This window comes from Brevundimonas sp. (assembly GCF_041648055.1).
Classification (GTDB): Bacteria; Pseudomonadota; Alphaproteobacteria; order Caulobacterales; family Caulobacteraceae; genus Brevundimonas.
Map to the genome: position 1 here is coordinate 65,186 of NZ_JBAZPS010000002.1, position 16,332 is coordinate 81,517.

Consider the following 16,332-nt stretch of genomic DNA (forward strand, 5'->3'; position numbering starts at 1 on the left):
GCCGTGACCACCGCCCCGGCCGGGGAGGATCGCAAGGCCCTGATCGCGGGCGTCGCCTGCTATGCCATCTGGGGCTTCATCCCCCTGGTGTTCCAGGCGATGGACCGGGCCGGGGCCGATGCCTTCGAGATCATGGCGCACCGCACCGCCTGGGCGGTGCTGTGGGCCGGGGCGCTGGTGCTGGTGGTGCGTCAGGGCGGGCAGGTCATGCAGGCCCTGCGCTCGCCGCGCGTCATGGGCTGGATCGCCCTGTCGACGACGCTGATCGCGGTGAACTGGACCACCTATGTCATCGCCGTGAACAACGGCCGGACGCTGGATGCCAGCCTGGGCTACTACCTCAACCCCTTGCTCAATATGGCGGCGGGGGCCTGGCTGTTCCGCGAGAAGATTTCGCGCACCGGCCTGGTCGCCATCGCCCTGGCCGGGTGCGGGGTGGTGCTTCAGGCCGTGGCCCTGGGGCATCTGCCCTGGGTATCGCTGCTGCTGGCCACGACCTTCTGTGCCTATGGGGTGATCCGCAAGCGGGTGTCCGTCGACGCTCAGAGCGGCCTGTTCCTGGAATGCCTGCTGCTGGCCGGGCCCGGCCTGGCCTGGGTGCTGTGGATCGCCTCCCAGGGTCAGGGCCATTTCGGCCAGTCGACGGCGGCGACCCTGTGGCTGCTGGCCGCCGGGCCGATCACCGTGGTGCCCATGGTGCTGTTCGCCTGGGCCGCGCGGCGCATGCCCCTGTCGACCATGGGCTTCCTGCAGTTCCTGGCCCCGACCATCGTCTTCGTCATCGGGGTCAGCCAGGGTGAGCCCTTCGGCCTGCTGCGGGCCATATCGTTCGGCTTCATCTGGGCCGGGGCGGTTGTCTTCGCCATCGCGGCCGTCCGGTCGCGGCGCAGGTCCGTCGTCGTCGCCCCCGAGCCCGGCCTGCTGGACGACCCCGCCGAGGACCGGAGCCGTCAGCGCGAAGCGTAGAACGCTTCGATCAACCGCGTCGCCCGGGGGTCGCCCAGCAGGTGCGGCGACTGGCGGGTCATGACATAGGCCGCCGAGATCCTCCCGCCCGGATCGGCGAAGGCGCAGCTGCCACCCCAGCCACAGTGTCCCAGGGTTTCGGGATTGGGGCCGAAGATGTTCAGCCGCTCGTTGCGCATGATCCCCGCCGCCCAGCTGACGTCGAAGGGCACGACCCGATCCAGCCCGGCAATCCGCTCGCGGCGCAACTGGTTCAGGGTGTCGGGTGACAGAACCGTCCGCCCGTCCAGCACGCCCGTCGTCAGCACGCTCATGAATCGCGCCAGATCGGCGGCGGTGGCGTGCATATTGGCCGACGGAATCTCCATGGTCCGCCATTCGGTCGAGCCCCGCCCGCCGGGGGCCGAGCCCTTGTCCAGAAAGGCCGCACGTTTGACCGCGTCGATGACACCCAGGTCGGGTGCCGAGGCTGGCTTGCGCATCTGGGCCACCCGCCCGTGCTCGGCCTCGGGCAGGCCGATCCACAGGTCCAGGCCGGAAAAGTCCTGACGCAGGGCCGTGCCCATGGTTCGCCCGTCCACGATGCGGAACAGCTCGCCCGCCAGATAGCCGATGGTGATGGGATGATAGCCGCTGGCCGTGCCCGGCGGCCACATGGGGGCCTGGCCGCAGAGCTGATCCAGCACCGCCTGCCGGTCGAACCAGATGGTCGGATCGACCGTCTCCGAAAAGCCGGGCAGGCCCGACTGATGGCTCATCATCTGGGCGACGGTGATGGCGTCCTTGCCGTTCTGGCCGAAGGCGGGCCAGTAGCGCGAGACCGGCGCGTCATAGTCCAGCAGGCCGCGCTCGACGCAGGTGGCGATCAGGGTCGCCATCACGGCCTTGCCGGTCGAGAAGACGGGCGTCAGCGTCCGCTCGCCGAACGGCACCGTCCGCGCCGCGTCGGCCCAGCCACCCATCAGATCGACGACCATCTCCCCGTCGATGCAGACGCTGAACCGCGCGCCCTGTTCATTCAGCCCCTCGGGCGCATCGGTGAAGTTGGCGGCGAAGGCGTCCTTCACGGCATCGAAACGCGGCGGGCACAGGCCCTGGATTTCAGGCAGGTCGGTCATGGGGGGGTTCTAGCCAAGGCGAGGCGGGCCGTCACCCGGCACTGGCGCGGTCTTCGGTTCCGAGCGTGGCACCGCCGCCCATGCCGCCACCCATTCCTCCGCCCATGCCTCCACCGCCGCCGCCTCCACCGCCCTGACCGCCGCCGCCCTGACCGCCGCCACCTCGGCCACCGCTGGAGCCGGACGGGCGCGAAGGCCCTTGCGCCGGGATCGCCAGTCCAGCGGGAATGGGATCGAGGTCCAGAGCATGGCGGATGAAGTCTCTCAGCGACACGACCAACTCATGCATCTGCGCCGGTCGCCCTTCCACGAGATCGAGCGCCGCCCTCTGGGCCAGTCGCACGTGTTCCTCAGTCCCCAGCAGGATGATGTCGGACAGGGCGGCCTCGACCGCATCGCGGATGCGCCGCGCGCGGTCGGAGCCATTGGCTGAAGCGTCGGCGGCTGCGCCCTCGGTCGTTTCGGCCTGTGCCCGCCTGAGGTCGCGCATGTGGCGCGGGTCCACGGCCAGGTCGCCCGTGAACGATCCGCCCAGCACCTTGTAGGCCGCGATCAGCGTCTTCAGCCGCTCGTTGATCTGGCGGTTCATGCGCTGCTGGCGCTGCTGGAAGGTCATCATCATGACTAACCGGATGCCCACCCCGATCAGGGCGAACAGGGCCAGCCCGACCAGACTGGCCACCACGTTTTCCCACGAACTCAGATCGATGCCGCGCATGCCGTCCTCCTCAATCCGCCTGCGCCCGGTCCAGCCAGGCCAGCACCCCGTCCGCCGCCACGACACCCGAGGCCATCGTCGCCTGCAACAGATAGCCGCCGGTCGGGGCCTCCCAGTCCAGCATTTCTCCGGCCACGAAGACACCGGGCAGGGCCTTCAGCATCAGGCCGTCGTCGATCTGATCCAGACGGACGCCGCCCGCCGACGATATGGCCCGCTCCAGCCCCTGCACCCCGGTCAGGGTCAGGCGCACCGCCTTGATCCGCTTGGCCAGTTTTTCGGTGCCCAGCGGCAGGTCTCCGGGAATCTCGCGCAGCAGGCCGACCGCCACCGGTGAAAGACCCCCCGCCTTCCTCAGCCAGTTGGTCACGCTGTCCTTGCCGCGCGGTTTCGCCAGCCGCTGGGCCAGAGCCTCCTCGCTCAGGTCGGGACGCAGGTCGATCACGACGCTGGCGGTGCCGTCCCGTTCGATGGCGTCGCGCAGGCCTGCCGACAGGGCATAGACCACGCCGCCTTCCAGCCCATAGCGGGTGATCATCGCCTCGCCACGCACCGTCTCGCCATCATGAGTGAGGGCGATGGGCTTCAGCGGCTGGCCCGCGAAACGCTCGGCGAAAATCTCGCTCCAGCCCACATCGAAGCCGACGTTGGAGGGGCGGAACAGCGCGACCTCGACGCCGTCTGCGATCAGTCCCTCGCGCCAGGCTCCGTCAGACCCCAGTCTCGGCCAGCTGGCTCCGCCCAGCGCCAGCACCACCGCATCAGGCCGCTCGATCCGCTCTCCGTCGGGCGTGGCAAAAACGAAGCCACCGCCCCTGCGTCCGACCCAGCGCGAGCGCGTTCGCACCTCGACCCCCAACTCCGCCAGTCGTCCCAGCCAGGCCCTCAGCAGCGGCGAGGCCTTCATCGCGCGCGGAAAGACCCGACCCGACGACCCCGTGAACACCGGCTGGCCCAGCCCCTCGGCCCAGCCAATCAAATGTGTCGGCGAGAACCGCTCCAGCCACGAGGCCGCCGTCGCTGACGCTTCGCGGTACCGCGCCGTAAAGGCCTCGATCCCTTCCGAATGGGTCAGGTTCAGCCCGCCACGTCCGGCCATCAGCAGCTTGCGCCCCACCGACGGCATGGCGTCATGCACCACGACCGACACCCCCGCCCGCGCCAGCCGTTCGGCCGCCATCAATCCGGCGGGTCCGGCCCCGATGACGTGGACGGTGGACTTGGAAGGGGCGGGATCGGTCATGTCGTCTTCCTAGCGGCAACCGCCCGGAACGCCTATCTTCCGTACCATGAGCGTTGCCTTCACCCGCGAGGAGGATCTGGAGGCCACGGCCGCCGATCTTCCCGACCGCCCGATCTCGCCCCATCCGAATCTGGTCACGCCTGCGGGCCTGGCCGCGATCGACGACGCCCTGGCCTCCTCGCGTGCCGCGTATTCTGCGGCCCAGGCGCACGGGGATATCGAGGTCGACCGCACCGCCATGGCCCGCGCCACGCGCGATCTGCGCTACTGGTCCGCCCGCCGCGCCACGGCTCAACTCGTCGAAACCAAGCCGGAGGGCCGCGTGCGTTTCGGGGGCTCGGTCACCATCGAGCGCGAGGATGGCCGTACCCAGACCTGGCACATCGCCGGCGAGGACGAGGCCGACCCGGCCGCCGGCTCCGTCAGCCATGTCTCGCCCCTGTCGGTCGCCCTGATGGGCAAACAGGTCGGCGACGAGGCGGTGATCGCGGGTCAGACGGTCGAGATCGTCGCCGTCGATTGATCTTCCGATCACGGCAGAGGTTGTCCCCGACGCCCGCTTGCTCCACCTTGTCTGAAAATAGAGAGACCAATATCTATGGCCCGTAAGCCCAACTACAGTTTCGAACGTCAGGAACGCGAGCGCGCCGACGCCAAGAAGGCCGCCGAGAAGGCTGCCGCCAAGGCCGAAAAGAAAGCCGCCGCCGCCGCCCGCAAGGAAGCCGGCCTGCCGCCGCTCGAAGAGGACTGAGCCCTAGACCAGCCCTGTAAGGGCCGGAGCCTCAGCCGCACTGTCGGGGAAGACCCGGGCATCCAGTGCGGCCTGGTCCACGCCCAGGTGATCGCGCAGCACGCCTTTGAACACCGATCGTACGTCCAGCGTCGGGGCCAGATCGCGGTCTTCGAACAGACGATTGTCGGCCAGGGTCGGCCAGTCGCCGATGGGCCCGCCTGGCTTCAGCGCCCCGCCGGCCAGCAGCAGAGACGAGGCCGTGCCGTGGTCCGTGCCTTGGGTACCGTTGGTGCGGGCCGTGCGGCCGAACTCGGTGGCGACCACCAGCACGGTCTGGCTCCATTGCGGCCCCAGGCCGGTGCGGATGCCGCCGATCAGGGCGTCCAGTCCGTCCAGCCGGGTCTGCATCTGCGCATTCTGGCGGGCGTGGGTGTCCCAGCCATCGACCGACAGGGCCACGACATCGGCGCCCTGTTCGCCCGTCATCAGACGCGCCACCGCCTGGCCCAGACCGGCCACATCGGCGCGGCGCAGGGGCGTGCCGTCGCTCATGGCCGAGGCCAGCGCCTCGGTCTCCAGCCCGCGCGCCAGGCTCGTGCCCAGCATGGGATCCTCGACGTAGAGGTCCTGAAGCAACGAGGCGATGCGATCCTCGCCCTTGACCTGACCGCCAGGGGCCCAACTGGAGGTCTCGGCCCGGCCGCGCAGGATCAGCGGCGTCTGGGCCCCTATCGACAGGCCCTTCAACGTTCCCTGACCACCTGCAGAGACCAGGGCGCGGTTCAACCAGCCATCGGACTGAGCCCTCAGACCCTCGCCGCCGTTTTCCAGCACATCTTGGGCGTCGAAATGCGAGCGGACCCGCACGGGAATGGCGACGGCGGGGGCGAACCGCATCTGCCCCTCGCCATACATCTGATGCAGGGTCGTCAGGGCCGGGTGCAGGCCGAAGCCCTCTGACAGGGCCATCGCCCCGTTCGCCTCGCCGGGCGCGGCAATGGCCAGTGTCCCGCGCAAGGCGCGATAGTTGGCATCGCCATAGGGGACCGTCACCGACAGCCCGTCCATGGCCCCGCGCGCGATGACGACGACCAGCTTGGGCCGGGTCGAGGCGGATTGCGCCGCCACCCGCCCGGCATAGGCCAGGCCGACACCAGCGGCCCCGAGACCGCCCAGCAGCAGGCGACGATTGAGATGGATCATCTGGGTCATCGACGTTGGAACTCCGGCGACATCAGGAACAGGGTCAGGGCCTCGGGACGGCTTTCGGCGCGGGCGATGGCCAGGCGACTGCGCTCGCCCAGACGCGGCCCTAGCGCGGCGGCGGCCACGGCATCGGCGTCGGTTTCGGCGGCGCGATCGCCCACCGTCTTTGCCCAGTTCAGGCGTTTGACCAGGGCATCGGGTCCCGCCCAGTCCGCCGCCGTATCGGGCCAGCCCTCGGGTGAGGGGGCGGAAAAGGCCGGTTGCCCCATCTGGATCAGGGCCTGCTGCAAGGGCTGCGGGCGCTGCGGCCGGGTGCCGAGCGCCCGGTGGGTGGAGACGATGAACTCATAGGGCGTCTTGATCTTGGTGGCCTGCGGTTCCCACGCGTCCGGAGCCTCGATCAGGGCACGGGCCACCTGGGCCAGGTCGCCGCGCGACGAAGTCCAGGCCGCTTCCAGTTTTTGAACCAGGGCGGGGGACGGCTCGTCCGCCACGAAATGCCGGGCCAGATTGTGGCTCAGACGCCGGCCCGTCTGGGGCGCATTCGCCAGATCGCGCAGGATGGCCCGGCCCTGTTCGGCCCCACCCTCTGCATAGGTCTTGCCGAGCACCGTCCGTGTGCCCGGCTCGTGAATGATGGTGCGGAAGACGAAGCCGTTCTCGCTTGCGGGTTCGGCCAGGGCGGCGCCCCGGCGTCCTCGACGCCTCTGGCCCCGTCCTTGACCGCCAGCGCCCCGATTGGTGGGGATCGACCAGCCGGTGAGGGCCCGCGCCAGTTCCGTCACATCGGCCTGGGTATAGCCGCCGTCGGTGCCGAGGGTATGAAGCTCCAGGATTTCCCGCGCCAGGTTCTCGTTCAGGCCCGCATTGCGCCTCTGGCCCGCGACGCTGTTCGGACCCACCGACTGGGCCTGATCCAGATAGGTCAGCATGGCGGGATGGCTTTCGGTCGCCAGAACCAGATCCTCGAACCGGCCGAACACGTGGGGCCGGATCGCCTCGCGCTCATAGGGGCCGATGAAGATGCCGGACTGGAATTTTATTGCCGAGACCGTGAAGGCATTGGCCCAGAACAGGGCCCAGCGTTCTGCGAACCCGTCGGGCGTCGTCGCCCCCAGATCGGCCCGGGCCACGAACTCCCTCGCCGTCTCCTGCGCCAGATCGCGCCGGCTCTCGCGTCGCGCATCGAAGGCGGCCTGGGCCTCGTCCGACAGGGGTGCCGTCTGCGCCGGGGTCTGCCCCTGCTGCGCCATGCCCGACATCGCCGCGCCCTCGGCCATGGGCTGAGCCCTTGCCGCGGGCGGTAAAGCGTTCTGCGGGCCTGCACCTTCCTGTCGGCGAATCTGCCGCCGTTGCTGACCCGTCTGCTGATAGGCCAGCCAGTCCTGCACCCGCTCGTCAGTGGTCGGCAGGTCGCCCTGAGGCGAGGGTGCCCCATCGGGCCGGATCTGCGCCGCCAGCCAGTCGCGCGCATCGTTACCGACAGCCTCGATCTCGCCGGGGCCCGCACCCAGCCCGAACCGGGTCAGGGCGATGGCCGCATTCAGACTGGCATTCTGGCTAGGACTCTGGCGCATCCACCGTCTCCTTGTCGCCCCGACAGTGACACGGGGCAGGCGCAAGAGTCCGTCGCAGATGCAAAAAGGGCGGGCCCAATTGCTGGACCCGCCCTCCTGTTCGTTCAGCGTGAGCTGGGCGTGGATCAGAAGTCCATGCCGCCCATGCCGCCGCCCATGCCGCCCATGTCGGGGGCACCGCCGCCGGACGCCTTCTTGGGCGCATCGGCGACTGCGGCTTCGGTCGTGATCAGGATGCCGGCCACGGAGGCGGCGTCCTGCAGGGCGGTGCGGACCACCTTGGCGGGGTCGATCACGCCCATGGCGACCAGGTCGCCGTACTCTTCCGTCTGGGCGTTGAAGCCGAAGGTGACGGAGTTGTTTTCCAGCACCTTGCCGACCACGATGGAGCCTTCGACGCCGGCGTTTTCGACGATCTGACGGATCGGGGCCTGGATGGCGCGGCGGATGATGGCGATGCCTGCGGTCTGGTCGGCGTTGTCGCCCGTCAGGCCTTCCAGCGACTTGGTCGCCTTCAGCAGGGCGATACCACCGCCGGGGACGATGCCTTCTTCAACGGCTGCACGCGTGGCGTTCAGCGCGTCGTCGACGCGGTCCTTCTTCTCTTTCACTTCCACTTCGGTAGAGCCGCCGACGCGGATGACGGCAACACCGCCGGCCAGCTTGGCCAGACGTTCCTGCAGCTTTTCCTTGTCGTAGTCCGAGGTGGTGTCCTCGATCTGCTTCTTGATCTGGCCGATGCGGGCTTCGATCTCGGGCTTGCCGCCGACGCCGTCCACGATGGTGGTGTCGTCCTTGGTGATCGTGACCTTCTTGGCCTTGCCCAGCATGTCGAGGGTGACGTTCTCAAGCTTGATGCCCAGGTCTTCGCTGATGACCTGGCCGCCGGTCAGGACGGCGATGTCTTCCAGCATGGCCTTGCGGCGATCGCCAAACCCAGGCGCCTTGACGGCGGCGACGCGCAGTCCGCCACGCAGCTTGTTGACCACCAGGGTGGCCAGGGCCTCACCTTCGATGTCTTCGGCGATGATGACCAGCGGGCGACCCGACTGAACCACGGCTTCCAGGATCGGCAGCATGGCCTGCAGGCTCGACAGCTTCTTCTCGTGCAGCAGGATCATCGGCTCTTCGAGCTCGACCTGCATCTTGTCGGCGTTGGTGATGAAGTAGGGCGACAGGTAGCCGCGGTCGAACTGCATGCCTTCGACGACATCCAGCTCGGTCTCGGCGGTCTTGGCTTCTTCAACCGTGATGACGCCTTCGTTGCCGACCTTTTCCATGGCCTTGGCGATCATCTCGCCGACTTCCTTGTCGCCGTTGGCCGAGATGGTGCCGACTTGGGCGATTTCGGAGTTGTTGGAGACCTTCTTGGCCGAGGCCTTGATGTCGGCCAGGACGGCGGTGACCGCCTTGTCGATGCCGCGCTTCAGGTCCATCGGGTTCATGCCTGCGGCGACGGACTTGAGGCCTTCCTGCACGATCGATTGCGCCAGGACGGTCGCGGTGGTGGTGCCGTCGCCCGCCTTGTCGTTCGTCTTCGAAGCGACTTCGCGGATCATCTGGGCGCCCATGTTCTCGAAGGCGTCTTCCAGCTCGATTTCCTTGGCGACCGAGACGCCGTCCTTGGTCGAGCGCGGGGCGCCGAAGGACTTCTGGATCACGACGTTGCGGCCCTTGGGACCCAGCGTCACCTTGACCGCATTGGCCAGGACGTTGACGCCGCGCAGCATCTTTTCGCGCGCATCGGTGGAGAACATTACTTGTTTGGCGGCCATGAGGCAGCTCCTAGTCTTGAATTGTCAGGGAAAAGGTCGGCGACGCGGGTGCTTAGGACAGCACGCCCAGAACGTCGGATTCCTTCATGATGATCAGGTCTTCGCCTTCCAGCTTGACCTCGGTGCCCGACCACTTGCCGAACAGGATGCGGTCGCCGGCCTTCAGTTCCAGAGCATTGATCACGCCTTTTTCGTCGCGCAGGCCGGGGCCAACCGAGACGACTTCGCCTTCCTGAGGCTTTTCCTTGGCGGTGTCGGGGATGATGATCCCGCCCTTGGTCTTGGATTCTTCTTCCACGCGCTTGACCAGCACGCGATCGCCGAGAGGACGAAACGCCATCTGTGTGTTCTCCGATGAAGTCTTCTAAGGTTTCTTCGCCAGTTCCCTCGGATCGGCCGTTTTGGCAGCCGCCACCCGAGAGTGCTAACGCGTCGGGGACGTAGGAGGGGGTCGCTCTCACGTCAAGCGCCGGCGGACATTCTTGCCTGCATTGGCAGATCAAACCGGCTCCGAGCCGTGACTTTGCGATGAACGCGCAATGAACGACCACCTCGCGGGGCGTTCAGGCTCGACCCTCTAGGGTGATTTCATGTTCGGCATGGTGCCGCACGAAATAGTCCGGAAGGAATGATCATGAACATGTTTTCCAAGATCGCTCTCGCTTCGCCGGCCGTGATCGGTGCGGCGGCAGTCACCCTGATGTCGGCCAGCCCTGCCGATGCCCAGAGCTACCGCGACCGCGACAACAACACGGGCCGCGACGCCGTGGTCGGTGCCGTGGTCGGTGGCCTCGCCGGGGCCCTGATCGGTCAGGGCGACGGGACCTACATCGCCGGGGGTGCCCTGGCCGGTGCTGCCCTGGGTGCCACCGCCTCAAACCGTGGTTCGGGCTGCGAATATTACCGCGGCGGCCGCTGCTACCGGAACCAGGGTCACTGGGAACGCGAGCACGGTATCAACAGCCGCGATCCGCGCTGGGAACAGCGCCGCGACTACCGCGAGCATCGCTACGACCGTCGCGACAATCGCCGTTATAACCGGGACTATCGTTACGATCGTCGCTGGTAACAGCCTCCTGCCGGTCGCGTGAGTAGGACCGGCCGTTGAAGGCGAGGAAGGGGCGGGGATCTTCGGGTCTCCGCCCTTTCTGCGTGGGCAGAGCTAACAGGGAGCGCGGACCTCCAGGTCCGCTCTTGCATCGCCTCTGACAAGATGCGGACCTGGAGGTCCGCGCTCCTCAGACCAGCAACCGCTTCATCAGCTCCGCCGTCGAGGCGTCCAGATCCGGCGAAGGTTCGCCCCTGCGCACGTCTTCAAGCACCGCCCTGGCCAGTTGCTTGCCCAGTTCCACGCCCCACTGGTCAAAGCTGTTGATGTCCCAGATCACGCCCTCGACGAAGGTCTTGTGCTCGTACAGCGCCAGCAGCGCCCCGACCGCCTCGGGTGTCAGCGCGTCCATCACGATCGTCGTGGATGGCCGGTCGCCGGGAAAGGTCTTGTGCGAGGCCAGACGGTCCGCCTCGGCCTCGTCCGCGCCGGCCGCGATCAGTTCGGCCCGCGCCTGGGCTGCCGTCTTGCCGATCATCAGGGCCTGGGCCTGGGCCAGGGCATTGGACCACAGGGGCGCATCGCCCTCTCGATCATCGACGGCGGCCTTGGATGTATGACCGACCACCACGAACTCGGCCGGGACCACCTGTGGTCCCTGATGGATCTGCTGGAAGAAGGCGTGCTGGCCATTGGTCCCCGGTTCGCCGAAGACGATGGGGCCGGTCGCCGTATCGACGGGGGCGCCGTCGCGCTTCACCCGCTTGCCGTTCGACTCCATCTCCAGCTGTTGCAGGAAGGCCGGCAGGCGGCGCAGGCCGTGGGCATAGGGGGCGACGGTGCGGGCGTGTCTCCCGCGACCCTCGACATTGTAGATCTGGGCCATGGCCAGCACGATCGGCGCATTGACCTCGGGCGAGGCCTCCAGGAAATGCTGGTCCATGGCCCGCGCCCCGTCCAGCACGCGCTGGAAGACGTCCCAGCCAAGGGCCACGGCGACCGACAGGGACACCGACGACCAGAGGGAATAGCGCCCGCCGACCCAGTCGCGGAACCCGAATGTGCGCCCGCATCCCCAGGCCTCGGCCTTCTCCGGCGCGGCCGTGACGCCGACCAGATGCTTGACCATGCGGCGCGGCGACAGGCTTTCGGCCAGCCAGGCCTTGGCCAGTTCGGCATTGGCCAGTGTTTCCTGGGTGGTGAAGGTCTTGGACACAACCACGACCAGCGTCGTCTCCGGGTCCAGACCCGACAAGGCCTCGGCCATGTCTCGCGGATCGATATTGGCCACGAACCGCAACTGGATCGTCGGCTCCAGCGGCTTCAGCGCCTCCCATAGCAGACGCGGCCCAAGATCCGATCCGCCGATGCCGATGTGGACGATGGCATTGAACGGCTGGCGCGTGCCCCCGACCTCGGCCCCCGAGCCGATGGCCTGGGCATAGGTGGCGATCTGGTTGCGGGTCTCGGCCACTTCCTGCGAGACCGGCTCGCCCAGGGCATGAAAGTCGGCATCGTCGGCGGCACGAAGTGCGGGGTGCAGCACCGCCCGCCCTTCCGTGACATTGACCGCTTCGCCCGCGAACAGGGCGTCGCGTCGCCCTTCGATGTCGCAGGTCCGCGCCAGGTCCAGTGCCGCCTCGAAGCCCTCCAGGCTCCACGACTGTTTCGACACATCGAGATACAGTCCCGCCGCCTCGATGCCCATGCGCTGCACCCGGCCAGGATCGGTGGCGAACTGGTGCACGATACGGGTGCCCTCGTCCTTGCGAGCGACGGCGCGAAGCATGTCCAGGGCCTGGGTGCGGGGGGTCATCGGCGGCACTCTGAAAAGGGGTCGGGTAAACCCTCGTTTACGGGTGAGGCGTAGAGGGGTTCAACCGCCGAATCGTGAATCGGCCTGAATAGAGATGAGGTTCGCCATGTCCTGTGGTGTCGCCCTGGCCGTTTCCCTCCTGCTCAGCGATCCGAATGTAGCCCTGGCCGCAGCCCAGCCGCCCGCCTTGGCGTCGGCTCCGGTCTCGGTTGCGGGCGAGCCCCTGTTCGTCGACATCGTGACCCGCTCGACCACGCTGAAGACGATGGTCGAGGGCTGGGGCACCTCGGGCCTGATTGATCAGGACGGCTTTCTGAACGGCGCTGCCTTCGCCGATTTCAAGGTCCAGGCCAATGCCCTGGCCGAGATGGACATGCAGGGTCACCTGATCCTGAAAGAGCGCGGCATCGACGGCGACCTGAAATGCATCCTGCGCGGCATCTCCGAGGACATGCCCAAGAAGGTTGCGGCCGTCGAGACCGCCGCCACCTCCGCCGAGCGCCGCGTCGCCCTCGACGAACTGGCCTATCTGCTCAACGACAACGTCGAAGTGATCACCGCCCCGCCTCAGCCGGAGGTTTGATCGGGCCGGGTGCGGAGGGCCTCAGCCCTCCACCGTCTCCGGATATTTGACCGAGCAGCCATAGGGCGTGGCGAACGCCGTCTGCACCGGGCGGCCCGCCTCCATATCGGCCAGGGCGGCGCGGACGTAGTTGTTGGCGCCGTCAAGGTCCTCGACCTTGTTGGTGGGCCGGTCGTCGATCCCGCCGACGAAGCGCACGATGCCGTCGGCATCGATCACCCGCATGTCTGGCGTGGTCTTGGCGTCGAACAGCTTGCCGACCTCTCCGGTCGGATCCAGCAGCAGATGGGTCGAGGCGCCATTGGTGCGCGTCCGCCATTCCCGCGCGGCCTGACCCTCGACGAACCCCTGGGTGCCCGGTGCCGATGAAATGATGGTCAGCCAGATCACGCCGTCGGCCACCGCCTCGCGCTGCAGCGCCTGCATGGCCCCTGAATAGTGTTTGATCACATAGGGACAGCCCTCGTTGGTCCATTCCAGCACGACGGTCTTGCCGCGGAAGTCGGCCAGGGAGCGCGGCGTCCCCTCGGCATCGACCAGGGTGAAGGCCGGCGCGGCCTGACCGGCCGACGGCGGCGTGGTGGCGGTTGTCGCGACGGGCGCGGGCGTTTCCGCATTGTCTGGAGCGGTGGTCGGCGGCTGACAGGCCCTGAGGAAAAAGGCCGCAGCGGCAACGGGTATTGCAATGGAGATAGCGGTAAGATGTTTCATGACGAACTCCTTCTAGGGGCGGACATCGTCCAGGGCGTCGATGACGACCCCCTCGGTTAGAAGTTGGGGCAAGATGCGCGGCTCCGACGAGCCTGGTGAATACAACAGATACAGCGGAACGCCGGAGCGGCCGTGCCGCTGCAATTCTGCGGCGATGACGTCGTCGCGCCGGGTCCAGTCACCGACCAGATAGACGGCATTGGCCTGTTCCATCGCTCCCTGAACCTTGGCGGACGACAGCGAGGTTCGCTCATTGATCTTGCAGGTCACGCACCAGTCGGCGGTGAAGTTGACCAGTACCGGACGGCCCTCGGCCATTGCAGACTGAACCGCCGCTTCGGACCACGCCGCGCTGGCCAGTGTCGTGCCGCTGTCAGTGGCGGATGCCTCGTCGGGCGCGACTGGTGTGCGCGCGGCCAGAAACAATGCCCCGCCCGCCAGCATCAGGCTGACGATACCCGCGGTCAGATGCAGAAGGCCGCGCCGACCTGCGGTTCGTTCCGCCTGCCCCCCCCCGATCAGCCAGACCCCCGCCGCCAGCAGCAAACCCGCCACGAACAACAGGCCCAAGGCGTCGGTGCCTGTCTGTCTTCCGAACACCCAGGCCAGCCAAAGGGCCGTGCCATACATGGGAAAGGCCAGCAGGCCCTTCAGACGCTCCATCCACGGACCGGGGCGCGGCAGGCGGCTCAACAGGCCGGGCGTCACGCTGACGATCACGAAGGGCAGGGCCAGGCCCAGGCCCAGACCCAGGAACACGCCGAGCGCCAGCGGCCATGGCATCACAAGCGCCGCTCCCAGCGCAAAGGCCATGAAGGGGGCGGTGCAAGGCGCGGCCACGATCACGGCCAGCACGCCGGTGAAAAAAGCCCCCACGCCGCCGGGCAAGCGCGAAAGAGGCCCGGACCCCGCGCCCTGCAGGCCTGCGCCGATATGGAAGACCCCGGACAGGTTCAGCGCGACCGCCAGCATCAGCAGGGCCAGAGCCGCCGTGACCGGGGGCGATTGCAGCTGGAAGCCCCAGCCTACCGCCTCACCCGCCGCCCTCAGCGTCAGCAGCAACCCGGCCAGCAGAAGGAAGGTGGTCAGGACGCCGGCCAGAAAGGCCAGGCCGTCGCGGCGCGCATGAGCGGGATGGTGCGCCGCCGACGCCAGGGATGCGGCCTTCATCGCCAGAATGGGGAAGACGCAGGGCATCAGGTTCAGGATCAACCCGCCCAGCACGGCGAACAGCAGGGCTTGGAAGAAGACGGCCAGACCAGTGTCCGGGGGGCTGGTGGCTGCTCTCTCGGAAGCGGCGTCGGGTGCCGCCGTCAGCGATCCCGAACCGGTCGCGCCGGGCAGGGTGCCGCCAGGCTGGGCCGTGATTTCGAATGCGCCTTGGGCGGTGACGAGGATGCCCTGAACGGGTTCGGTGATCCCAGCGGCGCGCGTCGCACCTCCAGGCGTCAGGCGAAGCGTCAGGCCTTGAGGGCCCCAGGCCCCGGTCTGGGGGGCCGGATGACTGATCACCCCGCTGCCGAAGGGAAAGAAGTAGCTGGGCCCGGGGTTCTGGCCGACCAGCGGCCCTCCCGATGCCGTCAGGGTGAGTTGACCGTTTTCAAGGACGATCCGCGCCTCGATTCCGGCCGGGCGTGGCGCATTCTCAAGGACCGTCTGGATGGCCTTGCCGTGTTCCGGATCCAGCGGCGCGGCTCCGTCTCGAATGGGCAGGTCGAGCACCAGGGTTAGCTCGTCCGGCACGCACATCTCTGCGCTGCAAACCAGGAACAGGGCCTGGGTGGTCAAACGCAGGGTCGTGCCTGGGCGCGCACTGGCCGGTATCTCGATCGGCACCGGCAGATAGACCGCGCCGGAATAGCCATAGTTCATCAGCCCCGACAGCCGCTGGCGCTCAGGCACGGGCCAGACGATCTCGCCCGCCGTGACACCTGCAGGCAGGTTCCAGCTCAGGGTTGTCGCCCCGCCGGAATCGCCGGGATTGCGCCAGTAGGTATGCCAGTCCGGCTTGATGGTCTGCTTCACAGCCACCACGGCTGTGGAACCAGGGGTCGCCCAGGCAGACATCGGCACCAGTTCCGCCTCGATCCGGTCGGTTCTCTGGGGGCCCGGCCCGGCGATACGGCTTGCTGTCGCCTGGGGCGCAGTCGCCTGCGCCACAACGGGCAAGGGCGACAGGCACAAGGCCAGCAGGATCAACAGACGGGCAAAAGGTCTCACGCGGCCTCCGGAACGCATCCGGGCGACCTTAGTCGTCCGCGTAGCCTGGCGTCCACCGACCCCGCCGCTTGCGCGGCGTCACGCCTCAGGTTCGTGGTGACGCCTCGACCAGCACCTCGGTGCGACGCCGCATGGGTTCGTTAACGCCTCCGGGCATGGCGGCCCCCTGATCGCCAACGCCATCCACATCGAACACCGGGGCGGGCCAACCCGCCGCTTCGAAGGCTTCGACGACGGCGATGGCACGGCGTTCGGATAGCGTCTGGTTGGCGCTGTGCCCGCCGCTGGCATCCGCCAGGCCGATCACCTGCACCTTGTCGATGCGGCAACCCTGAAGCTGCGTCGCCGTCAGGCCGATGGCCTGGCGCGCCACATCCGTCAGCCTGGCTTCACCCTCGGCAAAATAGACTTCGAACCGCTTCGTCGTGCACGCCGACGGCTCCGCCACGATGTCGCTTCGGCTCATCGTCGGGGCCAGATTGCATCCTGCCGCCGTCAGCCCGACCGCGACCAGTCCGCCCACCAGAAATACTCTCACAAGCCCACCCTCCATACTCACTTCACCACCGTCGCAGCCCGCAGCGAACTGCGCCAGTGCCCAATCGCAAAAAGGGCGGC

16 protein-coding genes are annotated in these 16,332 nt (G+C 67.9%); 5 read left to right on the forward strand and 11 right to left on the reverse strand.

The features are described from left to right. Positions 1–3: 3 nt before the first annotated feature. Positions 4–966, forward strand: coding sequence for an EamA family transporter RarD (rarD, locus tag WC585_RS06575; protein WP_373256873.1), 963 nt, complete (start codon positions 4–6; stop codon positions 964–966). On the opposite strand, the gene WC585_RS06580 is transcribed toward rarD, so the two are convergent. The 3 genes from WC585_RS06580 to WC585_RS06590 are packed head-to-tail and all read right to left on the reverse strand — an operon-like array spanning position 951 to position 4,045. Next, positions 951–2,084 carry a serine hydrolase domain-containing protein gene (locus WC585_RS06580; RefSeq protein ID WP_373256874.1) on the reverse strand — a complete coding sequence of 378 codons (1,134 nt, stop codon included), beginning with the start codon at positions 2,082–2,084 and terminating at the stop codon, positions 951–953. The genes rarD and WC585_RS06580 overlap by 16 nt on opposite strands. A 31-nt stretch (positions 2,085–2,115) precedes the next feature. Beyond that, on the reverse strand, positions 2,116–2,802 hold the full coding sequence (locus WC585_RS06585; RefSeq protein ID WP_373256875.1) for a hypothetical protein: 687 nt from the start codon (positions 2,800–2,802) through the stop codon (positions 2,116–2,118). A gap of 10 nt (positions 2,803–2,812) precedes the next feature. Further along, positions 2,813–4,045 carry an NAD(P)/FAD-dependent oxidoreductase gene (locus WC585_RS06590; protein ID WP_373256876.1) on the reverse strand — a complete coding sequence of 411 codons (1,233 nt, stop codon included), beginning with the start codon at positions 4,043–4,045 and terminating at the stop codon, positions 2,813–2,815. A 46-nt stretch (positions 4,046–4,091) separates the two neighbouring features. On the opposite strand from WC585_RS06590, the gene greA reads away from it, so the two are divergent. Both greA and WC585_RS06600 read left to right on the forward strand, forming a co-directional pair. After that, the gene (gene greA / locus WC585_RS06595) at positions 4,092–4,568 is read left to right on the forward strand and encodes a transcription elongation factor GreA (protein WP_373256877.1); all 477 of its coding nucleotides are present in this window, start codon (positions 4,092–4,094) and stop codon (positions 4,566–4,568) included. Positions 4,569–4,643: 75 nt separating this feature from the next. Then, positions 4,644–4,796 (forward strand): hypothetical protein, encoded by a 153-nt coding sequence (locus WC585_RS06600; RefSeq protein WP_292170095.1) that lies wholly within the window; start codon positions 4,644–4,646, stop codon positions 4,794–4,796. A gap of 3 nt (positions 4,797–4,799) precedes the next feature. Here the strand turns inward: WC585_RS06600 and WC585_RS06605 are convergent, their stop codons facing one another. The 4 genes from WC585_RS06605 to WC585_RS06620 all read right to left on the reverse strand — a co-directional run bounded on the left by WC585_RS06605 (position 4,800) and on the right by WC585_RS06620 (position 9,676). Next, entirely contained in the window at positions 4,800–5,990 is a 1,191-nt protein-coding gene (locus WC585_RS06605; RefSeq protein ID WP_373256878.1) for a DUF1501 domain-containing protein, read from the reverse strand. Continuing rightward, positions 5,987–7,561, reverse strand: coding sequence for a DUF1800 family protein (locus tag WC585_RS06610; RefSeq protein ID WP_373256879.1), 1,575 nt, complete (start codon positions 7,559–7,561; stop codon positions 5,987–5,989). Before WC585_RS06610 ends, WC585_RS06605 begins: the two co-directional genes overlap by 4 nt. A 125-nt stretch (positions 7,562–7,686) precedes the next feature. Continuing rightward, the gene (gene groL / locus WC585_RS06615) at positions 7,687–9,336 is read right to left on the reverse strand and encodes a chaperonin GroEL (RefSeq protein WP_373256880.1); all 1,650 of its coding nucleotides are present in this window, start codon (positions 9,334–9,336) and stop codon (positions 7,687–7,689) included. Between the two features lie 52 nt (positions 9,337–9,388). Beyond that, positions 9,389–9,676, reverse strand: a complete 288-nt coding sequence (locus tag WC585_RS06620; RefSeq protein WP_373256881.1) for a co-chaperone GroES — start codon at positions 9,674–9,676, stop codon at positions 9,389–9,391. Between the two features lie 294 nt (positions 9,677–9,970). On the opposite strand from WC585_RS06620, the gene WC585_RS06625 reads away from it, so the two are divergent. Beyond that, positions 9,971–10,405, forward strand: a complete 435-nt coding sequence (locus tag WC585_RS06625) for a hypothetical protein (protein WP_373256882.1) — start codon at positions 9,971–9,973, stop codon at positions 10,403–10,405. A gap of 169 nt (positions 10,406–10,574) precedes the next feature. Here WC585_RS06625 and pgi read toward each other — a convergent pair whose 3' ends face one another. Next, complete coding sequence (pgi, locus tag WC585_RS06630) at positions 10,575–12,200, reverse strand: glucose-6-phosphate isomerase (RefSeq protein WP_373256883.1); 1,626 nt, start codon at positions 12,198–12,200, stop codon at positions 10,575–10,577. Between the two features lie 106 nt (positions 12,201–12,306). Here pgi and WC585_RS06635 point away from each other — a divergent pair, with 106 nt between their 5' ends. Continuing rightward, positions 12,307–12,783 carry a hypothetical protein gene (locus tag WC585_RS06635; RefSeq protein ID WP_373256884.1) on the forward strand — a complete coding sequence of 159 codons (477 nt, stop codon included), beginning with the start codon at positions 12,307–12,309 and terminating at the stop codon, positions 12,781–12,783. Between the two features lie 21 nt (positions 12,784–12,804). On the opposite strand, the gene WC585_RS06640 is transcribed toward WC585_RS06635, so the two are convergent. From WC585_RS06640 to WC585_RS06650, 3 genes are all read right to left on the reverse strand, one after another. Continuing rightward, a complete protein-coding gene (locus tag WC585_RS06640) occupies positions 12,805–13,494 on the reverse strand; it encodes a thioredoxin family protein (RefSeq protein ID WP_373256885.1) in 690 nt (229 codons plus the stop codon). Between the two features lie 12 nt (positions 13,495–13,506). Beyond that, positions 13,507–15,714 (reverse strand): protein-disulfide reductase DsbD family protein, encoded by a 2,208-nt coding sequence (locus WC585_RS06645; protein WP_373256886.1) that lies wholly within the window; start codon positions 15,712–15,714, stop codon positions 13,507–13,509. 85 nt (positions 15,715–15,799) lie between these two features. Further along, entirely contained in the window at positions 15,800–16,252 is a 453-nt protein-coding gene (locus WC585_RS06650; protein ID WP_373256887.1) for an OmpA family protein, read from the reverse strand. Between the last annotated feature and the right edge of the window lie 80 nt (positions 16,253–16,332).